The organism is Chloroflexus sp. MS-CIW-1 (genome assembly GCF_030444705.1).
Classification (GTDB): domain Bacteria; phylum Chloroflexota; class Chloroflexia; order Chloroflexales; family Chloroflexaceae; genus Chloroflexus.
Genome location: NZ_JAUBWR010000002.1, coordinates 382,055 through 401,569, shown reverse-complemented (window position 1 = coordinate 401,569; position 19,515 = coordinate 382,055). Strand labels below are relative to the sequence as shown.

15 protein-coding genes are annotated in these 19,515 nt (G+C 53.4%); 7 read left to right on the top strand and 8 right to left on the bottom strand.

What is annotated here, in order from left to right; all coding sequences use genetic code 11:
- Positions 1-50 precede the first annotated feature (50 nt).
- Positions 51-3,266 (bottom strand): hypothetical protein, encoded by a 3,216-nt coding sequence (locus QTO31_RS14625; RefSeq protein ID WP_301429805.1) that lies wholly within the window; start codon positions 3,264-3,266, stop codon positions 51-53.
- A gap of 87 nt (positions 3,267-3,353) precedes the next feature.
- Complete coding sequence (recN, locus tag QTO31_RS14620; protein WP_031458373.1) at positions 3,354-5,111, bottom strand: DNA repair protein RecN; 1,758 nt, start codon at positions 5,109-5,111, stop codon at positions 3,354-3,356.
- A gap of 1,081 nt (positions 5,112-6,192) precedes the next feature.
- On the opposite strand from recN, the gene QTO31_RS14615 reads away from it, so the two are divergent.
- The gene (locus tag QTO31_RS14615) at positions 6,193-6,720 is read left to right on the top strand and encodes an FG-GAP repeat domain-containing protein (protein ID WP_031458374.1); all 528 of its coding nucleotides are present in this window, start codon (positions 6,193-6,195) and stop codon (positions 6,718-6,720) included.
- A gap of 626 nt (positions 6,721-7,346) precedes the next feature.
- Here the strand turns inward: QTO31_RS14615 and QTO31_RS14610 are convergent.
- From QTO31_RS14610 to QTO31_RS14600, 3 genes are all read right to left on the bottom strand, one after another.
- Positions 7,347-8,423, bottom strand: a complete 1,077-nt coding sequence (locus tag QTO31_RS14610) for a saccharopine dehydrogenase family protein (protein WP_031458375.1) — start codon at positions 8,421-8,423, stop codon at positions 7,347-7,349.
- A 368-nt stretch (positions 8,424-8,791) separates the two neighbouring features.
- On the bottom strand, positions 8,792-9,184 hold the full coding sequence (locus QTO31_RS14605) for a nucleotidyltransferase domain-containing protein (protein ID WP_031458376.1): 393 nt from the start codon (positions 9,182-9,184) through the stop codon (positions 8,792-8,794).
- A complete protein-coding gene (locus tag QTO31_RS14600; RefSeq protein WP_301429804.1) occupies positions 9,129-9,518 on the bottom strand; it encodes a HEPN domain-containing protein in 390 nt (129 codons plus the stop codon). Before QTO31_RS14600 ends, QTO31_RS14605 begins: the two co-directional genes overlap by 56 nt.
- A gap of 607 nt (positions 9,519-10,125) precedes the next feature.
- On the opposite strand from QTO31_RS14600, the gene QTO31_RS14595 reads away from it, so the two are divergent.
- Positions 10,126-10,614, top strand: a complete 489-nt coding sequence (locus QTO31_RS14595) for an HDIG domain-containing metalloprotein (RefSeq protein ID WP_031458816.1) — start codon at positions 10,126-10,128, stop codon at positions 10,612-10,614.
- Between the two features lie 3 nt (positions 10,615-10,617).
- Positions 10,618-11,364, top strand: coding sequence for a segregation and condensation protein A (locus QTO31_RS14590; RefSeq protein WP_031458817.1), 747 nt, complete (start codon positions 10,618-10,620; stop codon positions 11,362-11,364).
- A gap of 90 nt (positions 11,365-11,454) precedes the next feature.
- Here QTO31_RS14590 and QTO31_RS14585 read toward each other — a convergent pair whose 3' ends face one another.
- Complete coding sequence (locus QTO31_RS14585; RefSeq protein WP_031458818.1) at positions 11,455-11,808, bottom strand: nucleotidyltransferase family protein; 354 nt, start codon at positions 11,806-11,808, stop codon at positions 11,455-11,457.
- Positions 11,805-12,248 (bottom strand): nucleotidyltransferase substrate binding protein, encoded by a 444-nt coding sequence (locus tag QTO31_RS14580; protein WP_301429802.1) that lies wholly within the window; start codon positions 12,246-12,248, stop codon positions 11,805-11,807. Before QTO31_RS14580 ends, QTO31_RS14585 begins: the two co-directional genes overlap by 4 nt.
- A 392-nt stretch (positions 12,249-12,640) precedes the next feature.
- Between QTO31_RS14580 and QTO31_RS14575 the strand changes: the two genes are divergently transcribed.
- The 4 genes from QTO31_RS14575 to QTO31_RS14560 all read left to right on the top strand — a co-directional run bounded on the left by QTO31_RS14575 (position 12,641) and on the right by QTO31_RS14560 (position 17,682).
- Complete coding sequence (locus tag QTO31_RS14575; protein ID WP_301429800.1) at positions 12,641-14,860, top strand: GAF domain-containing protein; 2,220 nt, start codon at positions 12,641-12,643, stop codon at positions 14,858-14,860.
- A 113-nt stretch (positions 14,861-14,973) separates the two neighbouring features.
- The gene (locus tag QTO31_RS14570; RefSeq protein WP_031458821.1) at positions 14,974-15,630 is read left to right on the top strand and encodes a response regulator; all 657 of its coding nucleotides are present in this window, start codon (positions 14,974-14,976) and stop codon (positions 15,628-15,630) included.
- A gap of 4 nt (positions 15,631-15,634) precedes the next feature.
- Positions 15,635-16,396 carry an MBL fold metallo-hydrolase gene (locus QTO31_RS14565; RefSeq protein WP_301429798.1) on the top strand — a complete coding sequence of 254 codons (762 nt, stop codon included), beginning with the start codon at positions 15,635-15,637 and terminating at the stop codon, positions 16,394-16,396.
- A 365-nt stretch (positions 16,397-16,761) separates the two neighbouring features.
- Positions 16,762-17,682 carry a molybdopterin-dependent oxidoreductase gene (locus tag QTO31_RS14560; RefSeq protein ID WP_301429796.1) on the top strand — a complete coding sequence of 307 codons (921 nt, stop codon included), beginning with the start codon at positions 16,762-16,764 and terminating at the stop codon, positions 17,680-17,682.
- 85 nt (positions 17,683-17,767) lie between these two features.
- Here the strand turns inward: QTO31_RS14560 and QTO31_RS14555 are convergent, their stop codons facing one another.
- Entirely contained in the window at positions 17,768-19,387 is a 1,620-nt protein-coding gene (locus QTO31_RS14555) for a glycine--tRNA ligase (RefSeq protein WP_301429794.1), read from the bottom strand.
- Positions 19,388-19,515 lie beyond the last annotated feature (128 nt).

The following is a 19,515-nucleotide window of genomic DNA, read 5'->3' as shown; positions in this document are numbered from 1 at the left end:
TGATGTTCCAATAACCCTGCCAACCCGGCTAATAACCAGTGTGGTACCGACTAGCGGCGGACTTGTTCCAACACTGCTTTCAACTGCTCCACCTGTGCTACTTCACTGGTACGGCCTCTGTTTCTAAGTACTGCTAACATGCGTTGGGTTTCAGCGATAGCGGCGTCATACTGAAGTGTCTCGCTCAATACCAGCGTGTATTGTTGACTGAGCGCAACGTTTTCGGGCTGAATCGCCACCGCTCGGGCGTATGGCTCTACCGCGCCGGCAATATCGCCAGCCTGAACTGCCAGGTGGGCCACAGCCGCGTATAATCTGCCAGCCTGATCTACCAGCGTCGGTATCTCAATGGCCCGTTCTGGTTTCCCTTTGACATCGGCTAGAGTTTGTTCAGCACGTTCAGCCTGCACCGCAAATGCGCGACGCAGTTGACTCAGCAAATCAGGGCGACTGCTCAAAGCTCTGGCAATGCGATCGAGGTTGTCTACCACCTGCTGCGGTGAACGTTCGATTGCCTGTACGTAGAAGGTCGTTGCTGCATCAAGATCGCCGGTACGGAAGCGTATTAGGTCACCACGTCGTAGTGCTGTATCACCGTAGCGTGGATCAAGTTGGGCTGAGGTCTGCAACAGCTCATCGGCTTGCTGAAAAAAGGTACCTGCCTGATGAGCATCACCGCTGGTAGTAGCGTATTCGGCCAATTGCATCAGAACGCCAGCCCGCTCGTTTATCAAGGTTACATCACGAGGTGCAATCGTGGCGACCCGTTCATACCATTGGAGTGCTGTATACAGCCGTTGCACGTCACCCGTCCAGCCGTACCAAAAGGTATTAACGCGACCCAGGTTTGCGTAGTGATCTTTATTCAACGGACTGATCTGGTGAGCGCGTAACAAAGCAGCTTCAGCATAGGCCAGCAGACGTATCGGTGATGAACGTTGGACGAAGGCCGTAACTGCCGGAATCCCGTCAAGCTGGAGGAGTGTATCGAGGTGAACCTGACCGGCATCACCAAGCGCACTCCCTTGCGCACGCAGCGTATTTGCTAGCGTCATAAGAGTACGGGTGAGATGAAGATAGTAAAAATCCTCACTCGGATTAGCCCGGATCGTTCCAATGTATTCGTTTAGAGCTGCCAGCAATGTTTGCGCTGACCCTTGACCCTGATCGGCATAACTTTGGGCCTGCTGAAAACGCATATCGGCATAAATCGGTTGCAGGTTCAGCCACCAGATGAGAGCAGTGGTACACAATCCAATCAAGCAAGCAACCCCAAGCATACTTTTATCAGCCTGTCGCGATGCAGGGCGTGGCGGATTGCGACGAGCGGGTTGGCGTCCGGTCGGCTTTGCCGGTATCGTTTGCGGTTCGGTAATCGTTACCGATGGCTGCACGCTCTCCATATGGGCTACGGCGACACTCAGGCCCAGCAACATCCAGAACATCATCAGGGTGGCAACAATCGGGATACCGGTCAACCCTTCAACCAGGTGTGCCGTCACTGCGCTAAGAATTGCAATAACGAGCAGTTGATGACGCCAGCTTGTTGCGGTCCGTAATTGATGCAGGCAATACATGGTCAGACTGCCAATCACCCAGAGATACATTGCTAGGCCAAGTAAACCTTTGGTTACAACTTCATCGAGGAGAGCCTGATGCGAGCGATCAGGGGAAGCACCGCGCGCCTCGACATTCGCCAGCGATGGTGGATAAAAGCGATTGAACGCTACGAACATACTTTCCGGCCCCCAACCGATGAAGAGCCGTAGAGGGTCACTCGTGATCAGCGCAAGCGTACCGCCAGCGTGTTCATCACCAAACCAGATCAGCCGTCGCACCAGGCCGGTACCGCTCTCAATCTCAAGCAACCGACCCATCCGACCGATGTAGGGAACATCACGTAGCCGATGGAAGAAGGGGGCGTCTGACACATTAAACACGATCAAGAACCCACCAACCGTCAGCGTTATTGCGACCCAACCTGCTAACAGTTGCCCCAACCGACGACTGTTGCGCTGATCACCATCGGCGGCGAAGCGTTGTTTTCCAAACCAGAGGGCCAGCGAAATGAATAGAAAGAGACCGGCGCCCAACCCGATCCACGGGCCACGGCTCTGACTGAAAAAGATCGTGGTCAGTATCAGTCCGAGCACGATTGTACTGCCTGTCGCTCGGAGTTGCCAGGTAAGACGTGATGGCTCTTGCGGTGCTCTCCCAAGCATACTCAGGCCGTAGGCACCGACCAATGCCACAACAGCCAGTATTAACCAGAGCCACCAATCGAGGGCATTGGCCGCAACCTCAGCCGCAGCAACCTGCTGAATACCGCTAGCTGCATTGACCGCAAACGCAATACCAAAGCCGAGCAGGTAGATTAGGGTCAGCACAAGGGGCCAGCGTGGAAGAGCAGAGCTACCCGATACAGTCAGCAGCCACCAAAGTGCCGATGCACAGAAAATAGCGCCTGGAAAACACCACCAGTACCGGAAATCCACTGTTCGGACTGCTACACTGAACTTGACCGTTGCCAGAATGAGCAAAGCGCCGGCTAGCCACAAGAGCACGCGGATGATCGCCCAACGCCACTCGGCAGATGGCTGAGTCGGAACTGGCGCTGTCCGTATCGCTGCCAGGGCAGCGAATAACCGGTAAAGCGCCAGTGGGACGATCATAATCAAGTATGCAGCAACAAAAATTGAATTCCCCAACGTTGAGGCAACACGCGAGATAACGTCACCTCGCCATGGCAACGGATCGAGCTGGTAGTGCTGCATAATGCCGTAAAGAGCAACCACCGTTGCAGTAGACAGATTGAGCGAAATAAAGCGCTCACGTTGAGCAGGAGAACGCAGGGTTGTTGCAATCAGCAGAGCAAATACGAGATACGACAGAAACGTGTACAGTCCCTGCATTCGCTGATAAGACCCCCACAGACTGGTAGCCGGTGTTACCGAGGTGATAGTCGTAACAATAAAGATCGTCGTATAACCGGTGATCGGCCAGAATAGAGGATGTTTGCGGAGGGTTGCCCAATCCCAACCAATCCGCTGCGTCGCGGTAGAACGTTGATCGACCCGACTGAGCAACCAGATCAGCGCCGCCGCAGCACCGACAAGGGCCAGTGAACGTAAAACAGCAGCCTTATCAGGTTCAAAATGACGAGCTGAATAAAGATTGAAATAGATTGGTATGAGCGTGAGGGCAAGCAACCAGCTCGCCTCGACGATACGAGCACTCCAGCGGCTGATTGTATGTTGTGAGGACATATCGATTCCAACAACCTCTCTGTTCCAACACTATAACGTGGCCGTACCGGGGAGTCATGAACGAGGGAACTTCTGTATGGTGCAACATCACGACCGGGTAAGTTCTGCCTGACGATGCAACTTCCAGGCTTGCGCTCGTTCGAGGATCTGACGAGCATTAGCCCGACTGTGATCGCCAGGAGTACCGTCGAGCATGGCGGCAATCTCTTCAACCCGCTGCTCAGGCGACAAGCGCTCAACACTGGTACGTGTGCGGCCATCAACAACTTCTTTGCGAATGTGATAATGGGCATGAGCAAAAGCTGCTACCTGGGGCAAATGCGTAATGCACAACACCTGATGACGTTGACTGATGAACCACAATTTTTGACCAACCACGTGACCAGCACGGCCACCGACACCAACATCGATCTCATCGAAGACCAGCGTCGGCACATCATCAACTTGTGACAAAATCGATTTGAGCGCCAACAACAGACGGGCACTTTCACCACCCGACGCGATCCGCGCCAGTGGTTTCAGCGGTTCACCGGGGTTCGGCGAAATTAGAAATTCAACCCGATCAACGCCGGTACGGTCGCATGCCAGGCGTCGATCATGAATCAGCGGCCCGTCAGGATCATCTTCCCAGGTAAATTGCACTGCAAAACGGATATTTGGCATTGCCAGATCGTTCATGGCAATACTGATTTGCCGGCTCAGTTCTTCACCGACTCGTTTTCGTTGTTGTGAGAGTTCACCGGCACAACGGGCCAGCTCGTCTAACAATACTCGTTCTTGTTGTTCCAACGCTGCGATCTGAGATGCACTATTGCTCAATTGCTCAATCTCGTGTTCAGCGTTCGCTGCCCGCTCGATCAACGTCGCCAGATCAACCCCATACTTACGCTGCAAATTGCGCAAAACAGTCAGCCGATCTTCAATCGCATCAAGCCGATGTGGATCAACTTCAAGGTTCGAGCGATACCGGCGCAAGGCAACAACTAGGTCTTCAAGCTGATAGTGCAGTTCGGCAGCTTGCCGAGCGATAGGCTCAGCCCGGTCATCAAAACGGCTCAGCTCATTGAGCGCACTCACAGCCAGCGCCATCGCCTCGGTTGCCGGACGCCCTCCACGTCCACCCTCACCACTATAAAGCGCTCGATAGGCGTCTTCTGCCAGGGTTGCAATGCGCGCTGCGTTCTGGACAATACTGCGTTCGCGGAGGAGTTCTTCCTCTTCACCGGGCTTGATTTTTGCAGCAATAACATCCTCACGTAACAGTTGCAACTCTTCAATGCGAGCTTGCCGACGCGCTTCACCGGCGCGTAAATCGGCTAACTGTGCCTGAACTCTGCGCAATGCAGCAAGTTGATCGGCCACCTGCTGACGTAAGGGCAGCAGTTCACCGAAGCGATCAAGCAGATCAAGATGGGTACGTGGATTAAACAGCGATTGACCCTCGTGTTGACCATGGATATCAATCAATCGACTACCAATCTCGCGCAGCGTTGCGCTGTTTACCGCCTGTCCGTTCACACGGGCGACACTACGCCCCGACTCAGCCGAAATCTCGCGTGTCAAAATGAGCTGATCATCGCCCTCATCGAGCAGATCGTATTGGCTCAGCAATGGGATGAGTTGCGGGCAATCATCGAGACTAAAAACGCCTTCAATACGAGCACGGGTAGACCCTGCCCGAACGAATGTCGCATCAACGCGCTCACCGCGCAACGTACCGAGCGCATCGATAATAATCGATTTGCCGGCACCGGTCTCGCCGGTCAGCACGTTAAAACCCTGCTCAAAGCGCAGATGCAGTCGGTCAATAATTGCAAAATCCTGAATCTGCAACTCAATCAACATATGGCAGGTACTACACTATATCTGAGCGAGCGTCTATACGTTGCGAACTTATTTCCTGGCTTCAACCCCTGCTGCCGTGTTAGAGGAGGCAAGGAGAGGAAATTCGTGCACGGCGCCAGCCGCACTTACCAGGAAACGCTTTGTTGATAATGATCACCGTCTTGCATTTTACCATAACCACATGCCCGCGGTTGGTGGAGCTTATACCAATTCTGGCACGAGGAACCGGGTCTTATCGTGCCACTCCTACGCCGCACTGATCCCATCCGTTCACCGCATTCCGTTCGCCAACGTATAAGTTTGGGAGAAGGATACCCGGCTGTCGCAGACAGAGGGAGATGCAGGTCAGCGACGGTTGTCTCCGTTTCGTGCTGCGAAGAACGCAGTGATGCTGGGAGAGGACGATAGCCGCATCGCTAATATATTGCAACAGTGTCGGCATCGGTGCTGCGGAGCACACCTGGCGGCCCTCACCTTCCCCCTGGCCTCCTCCTCTCCCTGTAGGGAAGAGGGGAGGAACGTAGGTCTGAGAGAAAGAACGCTGAAAACCTCTCACGCTGTAGTCGCACGGGCGCCGTACATGCCCGATGAAACGTTTTTGATCAGGCGCTTAGACGTTGCATAGATGACTCTCAATTCTGTCGTGATTAACGCACCGATGAACGGATAGAGTATCGCGGCAATGCGCAGGCGCTAGTTCTCGACATTGAGACGGTGATAATAACAGTTAGTTGTCACCGTCACATATGTTGGCGACTATTGCAAATTGGTCTGTTCAGGTGATGGAATGAGTAAGGCTATCGGTCAATGAAGTGTTTATGAGGCGTGCAATTGTTACCCCCGCATACTGTATGACGCGGGCCAGAGGCCAGCGAAACGGTACAGGTCGGGGCTCGTCGTGAGCAGGAGCATGACATGCTTTAGCGCATCACGTATTGCCGAAAACTGAAAACTTTGCAAAATCCTATGCAGCACAAAAGTTCTTGACAGTCAACAATACCTCTGCTATAATTCCGAACAAGTGAGCTATCGAACCTTTGTTCTATTTTTATAGACACACTCTCTGGAGAGGAGGCCCGCAATGGCAGTGACCAGTCGTGAAATCCGCTCACCACGTCGGATGTCTTCAATTGCCATGCCCAAGCTGGCCCTCAGCAATTCTGCCTATATTGTAACCAGCCTGCTGGCAATTCTCGCTATATACGTTTTGGTGAGTGCTTTTATTAGTTGGGGTCAGACACTGCTCGACGACTGGCAGTATGGTCGGCCACGCACATTTCATCTGATCGCCGAAGTTGGTCGTCCTGAAGAGACTATTGGTCCAACACGCTTAATCGCGATGAATCTTGATCGTCAGGTACTCATTCTAGAGATTCCAGGAGGTGACGTGACTAAGACACGAACCATTGTAGGTCCGTACCTTGTTGGGGCGCATGAGAACCTGACGCCAGTCACGATGCGTCTAACCGATATGAATGGTGATGGAATGCTCGATCTGGTGGTTGGGATCAAGAATGAGGAAATCGTGTACCTCAATCGCGGTGATAGTTTTGGATTGGTGACGGCGGAAGAGCGGCAGCAGCTTCTGCGTCAGTTGAAGAGTCGTTAGATTGTTCGGCGTTGTGGCAGGTAGAGCGGGTATCTAGCGCGCAAGCTTTACGCACGTACACGTAGACGATACTTCACCGGGCTGCGGCCTACTCTTCAGACAGTGATGTAGAGTTGGCAAAGGTATCTAGCTTTTTCTTCCTGCCTCTGGTCGATTGTACTGCTGCCGAGAGAAATGCGCTTCTCGCTAATTATGTTCATCTCTATCGCCGAATCGGTAGAGAAGGAATAGTTTACAAGAGCGCGATCAGAAACCTGAGCTGTTGATGCGCTCGTAGTGCCTTATTTGCCGCACCGCGTCTCTCCGAAGAAGCGGTGCGGGTGTGTTCTACTGTATCGTGGAAGGGATGGTTTGGAGCAGGATTATGCTATCGCCGAGGGTGTAGCGATGTCAATTTGATCGTATCATCATGGTCGATCCTGGTTGTCCAACCCTCATTACCTGTATGGCTGAGATGCCAATAGGGGGTGAAAGGATTTTTTCACTCTCGTCGAACTGATTGTCACTAGCAATGACTATCTACAACACGACAATACGACAAATCCATATCCGACGCGATCTGGGCCGACCATGTGTTACCTTTGCAAGATACTTCCATCGTAGTGTTCTGAGTCGGCTCTCCAAGATCATTGTTTCTGATCACGCTCTGAACTATTCTCTACATCGTAGCGTGCTACACCTGGTACTTCACAAATGAGGTCTGGACCATATAGCCCGCCCGGTGTATGAAATCCTGCTGCAATCTGCCCATTCAACACACGCTGAACGATAAGCACGGCAGTCATAACCGTGAGCGCGTAGCCTTCGGGACCAACCAAACGGCTCATTACCCGTTGCCCACGCTCGTCTCTTGCCTCACCGGCGATGATGCTCTTCCCGGTGCGACGGGTTGTCTCGTCTGGTCCCTCAAGCGTCCGTCTAAACCAGGCTCGCAGTATGTGTCGTACAGGCCTGAGTCGTAGGATTGGCAACAGTGTCCGTACTATTCCCAGCCAGGGCAACATTCGACGCGGGATGGCCACGAAAACCGTTATGTTGGGAATACCGGTCGTATAGTACGCGGTAGCGACATCACCCCACGGGATGCTTACACAGGGCTGAGGGCCATGACCAAAGTCGAACGTTCGCACATCACGAAGCGGTAGAGTCGCTACTAGTCGGCCCTGACGCCGTTCGCACCCTTGCCCTGCCATGGTCAACATCGTGATCGCAGTACCACGAGAGATACTGCCAAGTGCACGAAAGGCTAGCGTCAGTTCGGTTGCACCTGGAAGCCGACGTGCTAAGTGGGCAGATAGACAGTCTGAAGGAACCACATCAAAACCGACACCGGGCATGAGCATTACGCCAGCCTGTCGAGCGGCACGATCTTGCTGCGCGATTGCCTCGAAAACACTGATCTCACCGGTAATATCGAGATAGTGCACGCCAGACTGCAAACACGCCCGTACCATTGGTGCACTGGTTTCCTGAAATGGTCCGGCACAATGGAGAACCAGACGCATACCCTGCAACGCCCGATGCAATTCAGCTTCGTTGTCTAATCGACAAATCGTAAATGGTACGTTCAACTCATTCGCCAAAGCTGTAATCTGTACCGCATTGCGGCCAGCTAATCTTGGGCGCAGACCAGCCTGTACCGCTGCTCGTGCAATCAGTTGACCGGTGTAACCGTTGGCGCCGTAGATCATCCAATCTTCCATTGCTGTTACTCCGGTTTGAGAATGGCCTATCCGACAAACATGCTCACCCGACTCAGTACAGCCCATGGCGGTGTGAGAAGGCGGTCACATCACTACTCTCTTTTGATTTTGTAGTCGAAAGAGAGCGATGTTCAGGCGAGACCAATCTCTTCGCTCGATAGAAATGATTCCGAAAGAGGACAGTCAGAGAGGTAAGAGTCTCAGTCGTGTACTACACGATAAGGGAGGGAACATTTTGGCATATCAATAACTCAGACGTCGGCATTGGTTCAATGATACTACTCCCCTACTTTCTTCCATTTGCACGTGTAGTCTGCTCGTTTATACGGTGCTGAACCTCCTTTCTTACGCTTGCATATGATTGGTTTTCAGCTCTCGCCATCCTCCTTTGCGGGGTTCCCAACCTCGCGCCCAGATTGAATACTCTCATACCAACTGGGATGCTCTTTACGCAACCGCTCGAACTCTTCTGATGTATAAACAAACAGATCGATTCCCACTGGAAAGCCAACCGGCAAAAAATCGACGGCTCGTTCATGGAAAGCCTTATCTGTCGAAGCGACGATCACGCATAGATCAACATCACTTTTAGGGGTAGGTATCCCGTTCACCCAGGAGCCAAACCAGATAATACGTTCGATTTCCGCGTGCTCGGCACGCAACCTGGCAGCGTAGTGGGCAACAGCCTGCTCAATGGAGGCACGGTCAATCGATTTGATGACGACAGAACTCGAGGATGGACTCGGCGCATTGAATGGCATATTGGGCCTCCATAGAAGTGTAGAAATCGGTCGGTGCCCCCGAATCGAAGCCGTTTGGATATCGTGTAGGAATGTAGTGTTTGTCCAGAATACGGGCATAATCTATCAGCTCAGTTGGCGGTTGGATGGTTGAGGGCAAATTTCCAATTAGCACCGTTAATGTATGGCCCCAGGCATCCATTCCCAGCTTTTGGAAAAGTGCCTTAATCGCTTTTTCTGCGGCCTGTTGTGCGGCAAAGCAACTCCATTCGTAATCTCCATCGGCGAGCGCATTGCGGGCATGGCGTAAGTCCGCTTCCGCCTGCCGCCACCAGTCTTTGTAGCGATTACCCATGTGTTATGCCTCATCGACCCAGTGTTTTCTCAGAGTCAATAATTTTCTCCAAATTACCCTCATTCTCCGATAAGGGGCAAGGAAGGAAAGGCAAGGCTCACGAAATAACCTTATACCATGGTGTGCTACAGGACCTCGTTAGACGATAGCTTAGATCGAGTTCCAATTAATTATGAGCGTGTTTCAAACACTCTTATGTTGATCGAATTTGTGCTACAGCATAACTACCAGAATATTGTACCAGCATATTACTTAGGATGCTGCAATCTTTTACGACTTTTCAGGGTTCTTAGCTTCACGACCGTTAAAAACAAAGCGACACTGACAAAGATCACACACTCGTTCACGATAATCCCCGATCCACACGGTCTCGCCGGGAGTTTGGGCTGCTGATCACCATTCCTCACCTCATCCGCTTCTTCTTGCCGCGTGGGAGAGGATTGCGCTTGCTTGAAACCCGCTCTTCCTCTTCTCACATCATTTCCGAGAAGGGTGAAAACGTCGAAAAGCTCTGGCCTTATCCGGCATAGAATCGTCGCATCGATCCTGATTTGATATAATACATAGTCGGTCATTTGCTCGGCTGTTCATTAGCTACAGTACCCGTATGTCGCTCTCGTACCGTCTTCGTCAGTTTCGCAATGCGCTAGATTCACAGGTTACGCCAGCAGAATATGAGCTGGTTGCCCAGTTGCTGACCCCAGCTGAACAGCGGTTGTTTTTGCAGATGCCGCTGTACGATCAGCGCCACTGTCTCGATGTGTATCAGACCCTGGTAGCAGAAGGGGAGCATGATGAGTTTTTGTTGCGGGCTGCTCTGTATCACGATTGCGGCAAAGTTGATGATGAGGGTCGACCGATGGCGCTGCGATGGTATGTGTTGGCAACGATTCTCAAGCGGTGGCCAGCGCTCTATCTGATCGCGGCTCGTTTTATTCCGGCAATTGCTATTTATGCCGAACACGCTGTACGCGGGGCGCGAATGGCGGCTGCAGCGGGTTGTCCACCAGAAATCGTCGAGACACTCCGGCACTATCACGATCCCCATCCGCAAGGACGCGCCGCTCGCCTGCAATGGGCCGATGAACAACATTGATCTATGCCCTACACGATTTCTTTACCAGAGTTTACCGGCCCTCTCGATTTGCTGCTGCGCTTGATCGAACGGGCGGAACTTGATATTACGACCATTGCCCTGGCGAGTGTTGCCGATCAGTATCTGGCCTATGTGCGCACCTTAGAAGAGGTTGAGCCACGCGAGCTGGCGGAGTTTGTGAGTCTGGCAGCCCGGTTGATTCTGATTAAATCACGGGCACTGTTGCCACGTTCGCCGAATGCAGCACCTGATCCGATTGATGAAGATGCCGGGCAGTTGGCCGCACAGTTAGAGTTGTATCGCCGCTTCAAGCAAGTGGCCGATCAGTTACGCCACTGGCAAGAGCAGGGTCGGTGTACATTTGGGCGCCTGGCGCCACCATCCGAGCAACTTATGCTATCAACGAAGGTGGTTATGAACTACCACCTGAACGATCTGCTCCGGGCGCTTAAGCGGCGAAGACAGCTTCAGTTACCGCTCGATCAACCTGAAGCGGTCGTTTTGCCTCCCCGCTTGACAGTAGCCGAAGTCGCGGCACGGATCCGCGAACGGCTCGAACACACAGCCTGGTTCGATTTCGGTGATCTGCTAACGGCGCAACCGACAACGGAAGAGGTGATTGTCGCTTTCTGGGCAATGCTCGAATTGTTGAAGCGACGGGCAATTGTTATCGAACAGACAATCCTTTTCGGTCCGATTATGATCGGGCGAGGTGTAGCACCGATAATGGTTGAAGATCGTGATGAGTAAGTGCACGACGGCACCGACGCCTCAGACGGTGATGACGATAAGGCTGGCGTGATGGGCGGATCGGTATAGGTGACCAATCTTCCGCCCCTACTATTGCCGTGAAGAAGCATCCGCCTCTGGCAATTTCCCCTCTTGCACTACCACATACCCGCGTTCGATCTCGTACTGAAAGGCAGGTGGCAGAAGCGCCCAATCGATCACATCAACCCGAATGGGTAGGTCGCTCTCAAGAAAAGCAGACCGTAGTTCGACCAGTCGATCGCATGGTTGCCATAACTGACGCGGGTTCCGCACCACCAGATCGAGATCACTGGCCTCGAACGCCCCGCCTTTCACACGGCTCCCATAAGCCCAGATGTCGTAGTCGGGGACGTACTGCTGCAGAATTGAACGTACTTTTTTCAGATAGTTTGGTGGCAAATCGAGGTTGGGTACATCGGTCATTCTTCCTCCCCGGTGAGGAGTGAGCCAGTGTGTAGTCGCTCTGCTAGGGCGTGTGCATCACGAATGAAATTGGGCAGGAGACACAGCGTCTGCTGAACGAAGGCTTCACCGTAATCGTGAGCCGTGCTATTACGATTGTCGCGGTAGGAAAACCAGCGCTCGACTTCGGCAAGCGAAAGCAAGCTGTGCTGAGCAGCAAGACGAAGAAGTTCTTTGACCGGTGTCGCTTCCAAGCGGCGACTGGTATACCCGAAGTCTCGTAACCGCCGCTTGATCAGCTTGAACGAGATCTCCTGCGCCAACTCGAACCCCTTGATGATCGCCATACGGAAAACCTCTTGTTCATTGGCAGATTGCGTGGCTGTTGCACGTTCGTACAGGGCGAGAGCGGTTTCAAGTGCGCAAAGTGATCTTTGGAGCTGATCGGTGTTAATGCCCATAGTCGTTCTACGTTCAATGAGGTTTTGTTATTGATGTTGTCCAGATGAATTGGTGTCATTGTACCATGGGCGAACCTGTTCGTTAATTATCACTGTCGTTAGTCAGGGCTTTTCATTTTTTGGATTTCTTTTACCTGCGCGCCTGAACCTCCCCGTCTACGTCTTGTGATGCGTAAGCGGAACAAGCGCAATCGTTAGGCCCCGCAAGAGGGTAAGCTGCCTCTATCACCGATTCCAAATGACTCCAATTCGCCACTGTTGGGCAAGGAAAGAGCTTTGAAACGCCCTATCGGTGGTGTATCATAATGTAAGCGGGATGGTGTTGTGATGATAATATAGGACCTTGCCACCACTTCGGGTGACAATGCCAGATCATTCGGAAAGAGTACACTATGACCGGTTCTTCGCACATGGCAACCGCTGCTACTGATCGCTCGCTCCCATTGGGAGATCTACTGGCATTTGGTGATGCGTTACGAGCCGATGATACTCCTGAAAGCCTGCTCGGTGAAGTGGTCGAAACGTTACGCCGAATTGTTGGCAGTCCGTCGGTGTATGCACGTTTACACGACGCCGATAATGAGACACTCTATGCAGTTGCCTTTGCCGGTATTCAGCCATCTTTGATTGATCAGTTGCGCACAACACCAATCGGGCCGACGATCTACCATCCGTTGCTGCGTCCTGAGTATCGACAGAGTAGTTCGTACCTGATACCAGCGGCTGAACTGCCACCTGATGTACCCGATACGGCGGTCATTGCCCCATACGCAGCATTGTTAACCCCCTTGCGCGGTCGGGGTGGTCGATTGATCGGCGTGATTGTCCTGGCATGGCCCGATCAGCTTGATCTGACCATGGTACGAATGGTGGAGGCGATTGCCCGTCAGGCTGCCTTGGCGGTAGAAAATGTGCGCCTGGCCGAGCGGAGCGCCCGGTTGCTGGCAAAAGAGCAGTTGCTGGCTGAGTTGGGCCGCGCCGTTGGAGCGACCCTCGATCTGAACGTCATCTTGCACCAAACTGTTCAGCGTTTGGCAACAGCGTTTGGGAGTGGTCTGGTAGCTCTGCTTGATGATCAGCAGGGGTTAACGGTTGCCGTGGCGGTGCCTCCGTTGACCGACTTTATCGGTAAGCAGTTACCGCTTCACGATAACCCGTTGGCATGGGTAGTGCAACGTTGTCAATCGTTTGTAATGGATGATTGTTGGGCAAGTGCTCCGGAAACGGTTTTGTTTGGCCCTGATGTTGCATCGTACATTCTTGCGCCCCTACGCAGCGGTGGGCGCGTGATTGGAGTGTTAAGCGTGGTGCATCAGCAGGCCGGTGCATTCAGCGACGAAGATGTAGAATTACTCGAAGCGATTGCTGCTCAGGTGAGTGGCCCACTGGTTAGTGCCCGCCTTTATGCCGAAGCGCAGCGACTGGCAGCGCAAGTACAACGTCGCGCCGATCAGTTAGCCGTTCTCAATTCGATTGCTCGCATCATCACTGCTACGCTCGATCTGCGTGAATCGTTGCCGCTGGCTACTCAACGCATCCAACAGGGTTTTGGCTACCCACAAGTTGACCTCTTTTTGCTCGATGAAGATGCCAGCGAACTGATCCTGGTCGCTTCAGCCGGACGTTATGCACCGGAACGGGTTGGCTATCGGCAGCACATTAATCTGGGGTTGGTTGGGCGTGCGGCACGTAGCGGTCAAATTGTGCGTGCCGAGAATGTTGCAGCCGAAACAGACTATCTAGGCTTAAGTGAGCGGCTCGATATTCGCTCGGAGTTGTGTGTGCCGCTAGTCACCAATGGTAAAACTCTGGGCGTCCTCAATATCGAATCACCGCAATTAGCTGGCCTGACCGAAGAAGATGCTGCGGTTTTAGAGACCGTAGCCGACATGCTGGCTGGTGCAGTCGAGAATGGCCGACTGTACCAGCGTGCACAACAGGCAGCCGTGATCGAAGAGCGTCATCGCCTGGCGCGCGAACTTCACGACAGCGTAAGCCAGCAGCTCTTTAGTATGACGCTGACAGCACAGGCGGCACGGGCACAGTTTGAGCGTAATCCGGCGCGAGTGCCGGTGCTGCTCGAACGATTGCACGAGACAGCTACCGCTGCACTAGCCGAGATGCGGGCCCTCATCTTTCAGTTGCGACCACCAGCCTTACGCGATCAGGGGTTGGTTGCGGCAGTGCAACACCATGCCCAGCATCTTGCACATCGTGAAGGTTTGCGGATAGAATTGAACGTCATCGGTGATGAGCGCCATGTGCGGGGGATAGAACAACCGCTTTTCCGTATTGTTCAAGAGGCGTTGAATAATATTGTGAAACACGCAGCGGCCCGCAATGTGCAGATTTTGCTTGAACTGAATGCTGAACACGTGCGTATTCGGATTACCGATGATGGGAAGGGTTTCGATCCACAGGCCCCCCTTTCTGGCGAGGGGCGTCATTTCGGATTACTCGGTATGCGCGAGCGCGCTCTTGAACTCGGCGGTTCATTTACGGTCAATTCCCAACCCGGCGCCGGTACTGAAGTAGAGGTGGTGGTGCCTCTACACAAGCGTAATGTTGGTGATGAACGATCAGAGTCACCGACACCCCGCTCATCTTTGTAATGTGCGTCAGAGCTCCTGTACCCATCTGACCAGGAAAAGCTGAATGTCTTACCCGCACTAAGCATGTGAGCGCCATCGTTACGGTAATTTCTCAAACTAAAGGAGGTGAGCGCATGGAGAAGATAACCGTCCTCCTGATTGATGACCACCGTGTGGTCCGCCAGGGATTACGTGACTTTCTTGAATTACAGGCCGACATCGAGATCGTGGGTGAAGCCGGTAGTGGTGCAGAGGGGATTGAACTGGCACGAGAGCTGTTGCCTGATGTAGTCCTGATGGACCTGGTGATGCCCGGTATTGATGGGGTTGAGACAACCCGGCGCTTGAAAGCGGTTAGCCCATCTTCGCAGGTGATCGTATTGACCAGCTTTGCCGACGATGACAAGGTGTTTCCGGCGATCAAGGCTGGCGCCATTTCCTACCTGCTGAAAGACATCTCACCCGAAGAGTTAGCTCACGCGATTCGCGCTGCGTGTCGCGGCGAAGCAGTCTTGCATCCTGACGTTGCCGCCAAATTAATGCAAGAGTTTAATACACCGCGTCCAAACGAAGCGCCGGTCGAACAGCTCACACCCCGCGAGATGGATGTCTTACGCCTGGTAGCAAAGGGTATGTCAAACAAAGAGATTGCCGAAACGTTGATCGTCTCTGAAAAGACCGTCAAGACCCACATCAGTAATATTCTATCGAAGTTACATCTGGCCGACCGCACCCAAGTCGCCATTTATGCCTTACGTAAGCGCCTAGTGCCAATTGATCAGGAAGAGTAGCATTATGACCGCACGAGTTCTACTGCTCGGAACAGGTACCGGCTTGCCCGACCCTGACCGAACCTATACCCATCTAGCGTGGGATGGGCCGGGTGGGCCGTTGCTGATCGACGTTGGTGGTGATAGCTACCGCCGTTTGCTGGCTGGCGGGATCGATCCGCAGCTGTTGCGCGGGATTATCCTTACTCATAGTCACTGTGACCACATCAATGGTCTGCCAGCATTACTCTTCAGCTTGCGGCTGGGTGGTCGTACCGAGCCACTGCCAATCTACGGATTACCGGAAACGCTTGAGCTGGCGAATAGCTTTCTGGCAGCCGCCGGTTTGGAAGAGTGGGCAACACCGGTCGTTTGGCAGCCGTTAGCCGCTGGTGAGCGTTTGCAGCTCGGTGAGGGACTAGAGATAGCGACTGCGCAAACTAGCCATAGTCGGCCTTGCATTGCCGTTCGTTTATCTGCACCGGCGGTTCCTGCGGTGTGCTACTCAGCGGATACCGAACCGTGCCAGGAGGTCATCCGCTTGGCGACAGGTGCACGTGTTTTGATCCATGAAGCAACGACCCCAGAACCTTCTCCTGGTCACAGTACGCCACGGCAGGCCGGCGCAGTGGCGGCGGCGGCTGGTGTGCAACAGCTCGTACTGGTGCATTTTAGCCCACGCTGGACGATGCCAATCGAGCGCGCACTGGCTGAAGTGGTAGCCGGTGGCTTCACTGGAAACGCAAGTGTTGGGGTTGATCTCCAAGTGATACTATTAGTGGCTTGAAAGCGGTAGGTGCGGGTTTATCCCCAACCCCCTACAAGCGGGGGCTTGGAGATGGTGGCGTGCTGATACGCCAAATGACGGTGCCCGGCCATACCACACGGCGCCGACTAGCGGCCCGCGATCCCAGCACACAGTGGCAGACTGCTATGTATACGTGAATAACGTTCATCGGCGTATCAAATCCCCATGCCGAAATGACAATAGTTACACCTGGCTAACGACAAAAACCATCTCGTTGCTTCACCGTAGATCAGTGTCTATCTGAACGTTTTGTAGTCTGCCTGTCGGCAACTGTCATTATTTATCAAGCCAGACATCCTATACTACTTACCGTCAGAGCAATCTTGATTGTCATGGAATATGGTATGTCACTTGAAACACTTTCGCTGCGTAACCTGCCGACACTAACCAAAGATCATCGTCTGCGAGTAGTGAGCGACAATCCACAGCATCTCGAACCACCGCTATCAATTCTCGACGAAGCAGTGACGCCTGTCGAGCGATGGTTTGTACGTAACAATCAGCCAGTCCCGTCTATCACCGATGAAGATTGGGAATTGAGTATTGATGGACTGGTGCGGTATCCACTGACGATCAACATGCGCGATTTGCTTCACGAGCCAACCAGCAGCTTCTTTGCAGCCCTTATCGGGCAACAAAACCATTCTAACGAATACGCAATGATTGCTAACGTCGAGTGGATGGGGACACCACTGGCGCTCTTGCTCGAAACGGCGGGAGTAAAGCCGCAGGCCAGAATTGCCGCATGCTGGAGTTACGGTCCCAAACCGGTAGTTCGGTATCTACCACTCAGTAAACTCTGGTGGGATGTCATGCTGGCCTACGCTGTCAATGACCATCCCTTGCCTGCCGTCCATGGTGGGCCGGTACGATTGGTAGTACCGGGTTGGAAGGCGACTTACTGGCTGAAATGGGTATCCCAAATTACGCTACTCTCAGGTGAGCGTCTCCCAACGGAAACTTCCCTCGATGGCGAATTGACCATTGATTGTCGCTTTTTCAACCTGTCAACGTTGCGTGCCAATACACCGACTACTCTCTGTGGTGTAGCCTGGTCGGCAGCCAACGGGATCGCGCAGGTCGCGCTAGCGGTCGATGCAGGGCCGTGGCAATCGGCTACCCTTGACAACGACTTAGGGCCACGAGCCTGGCGTCGTTTCAGCTACACCTGGACGCCCACAACTGGCAATCATCTGCTGGCCGTGCGTGTTAGCGATCATCGTGGTCAAAGCACTGTTCGACATTGGCAGGTCGAAGTACATTGAGCGGGCGGGCCGGAACCCGCCCGCTCGTCAGGATCACGTTCGTGACAGATCGACAGCCAGTGTTGAGATAAGGACTCCTTGTACCTTACGCCATTACCTTCTCGCGCAGGTATGCCTCTAACTCAGCAATTGGTACCCGTTCTTGAGCCATCGTATCGCGATCACGCACCGTCACCGTACCGGCCAATGCCGGGTCTTTCCCCTGACCAATGGTATCGAAATCGACCGTGATGCAGAACGGCGTACCGATCTCGTCCTGGCGGCGGTAGAGCTTCCCGATCGCTCCTGTATCGTCGTAAACAGTTCGCATCTGACCACCTGCCTGCAACTGCCGACGCACGGCTTTAGCAGTAGCAACGATCTGTTCGTGATTACGTTTCAACGGAAAGACTGCGACCTTAATCGGGGCCAGTCGTGGTTTGAGCCGCAATACGGTACGATAATGTTCATCAATCAGGGGCTGAGCCTGCCCGCGCAACTTCTTGCCCAGCTCTATTTGATCGGCGCCAGGCATCGCCAGTAATTGTTCGACTTCTGGCAACCGTTCGGCCAGCGCCTGACTAAGCGCTTCACCGCGGGCCAAAATAGCATCACGGGCTTCACCGCTCAACTTCTCGCTGCGTCCGACCGACTTGAGAAACGCCTGAAGTGCTTCACTAACTGCGGTCAATCGTTCTAGCGATGGCGTTTTGGTCAGCTCTTCGGCATACCCTTCACACATCACTGCGAGCATGCACCGACCAACGCCAGCCGATGGCTCAATCACGTAGGGTACAATATGGCGGCCACTGGCCTGATCATAGTAGGTCAGACGCGCAATACTATCTTCATTGTGATTCACCCGAGCCGTCAGGTTCAGTTGTTCTTGATCTTTGCTATGCGAGCCGAGATCGTAATCCGTTCGGTTGGCGATGCCTTCAATCTCTTGCACCCCGATATTGGGATACTCGTACATCAAATCGAAGGTACGTTTTGAGTAATGGGCCAGTTCAGTCGCCGGCACATCGTAGATGGTGATCCGACTGCGCGGAATACCAATCTGCTCCCACCAGGCCAACCGATCGGCGAGCCAGCGCTGATGCCACTCTTCATCAGTACCGGGCATCACGAAATATTCGATCTCCATCTGCTCAAATTCGCGGACACGGAAGAGAAAATTGCGCGGATTGATCTCGTTACGAAATGCCTTTCCGACCTGAGCGATCCCGAACGGTAATTTTCGGGCCGTTGTCGTCAAGACATTAGCAAAATTCACAAAGATGCCCTGCGCTGTTTCCGGTCGTAAGTAGGCAAATGAACCGCTATCGGCTACCGGCCCGATCTGGGTACGGAACATCATATTAAACGGGCGCGGCTCGGTGAGATCACGCGAACCACAATTCGGACACACGCCATGAATGTGGTCGGCACGCCAGCGCATCTTGCAGGTGCGGCAATCAACCAGCGGATCGTTGAAGGTCTCTTCGTGACCGGAGTACTTCCAGACCAGTCGATTCATCAGGATCGCTGCATCAAGACCCTCCATATCATCTCGCTCATACACGTTTGTGCGCCACCAGTCGGCGATGATATTATTCTTCAGTTCTACGCCTAGTGGGCCGTAATCATACACCCCCTGAAGACCGCCATAGATTTCGCTACTGGGAAAGATAAAACCGCGACGCTTCGCCAGCGCCACAATCTGATCAAGTGATGTAGCTGGCACAAATACCCTCCTTTCACCCAATAAAAAAACCGGGCGACAAAGCGCCCGGGGACGCATCAAAACCTGACGCGCGGTTCCACCCCGGTTAGCGACCGTAGTCGCTCACCTCAAGGTTAGTACGGCTCCCC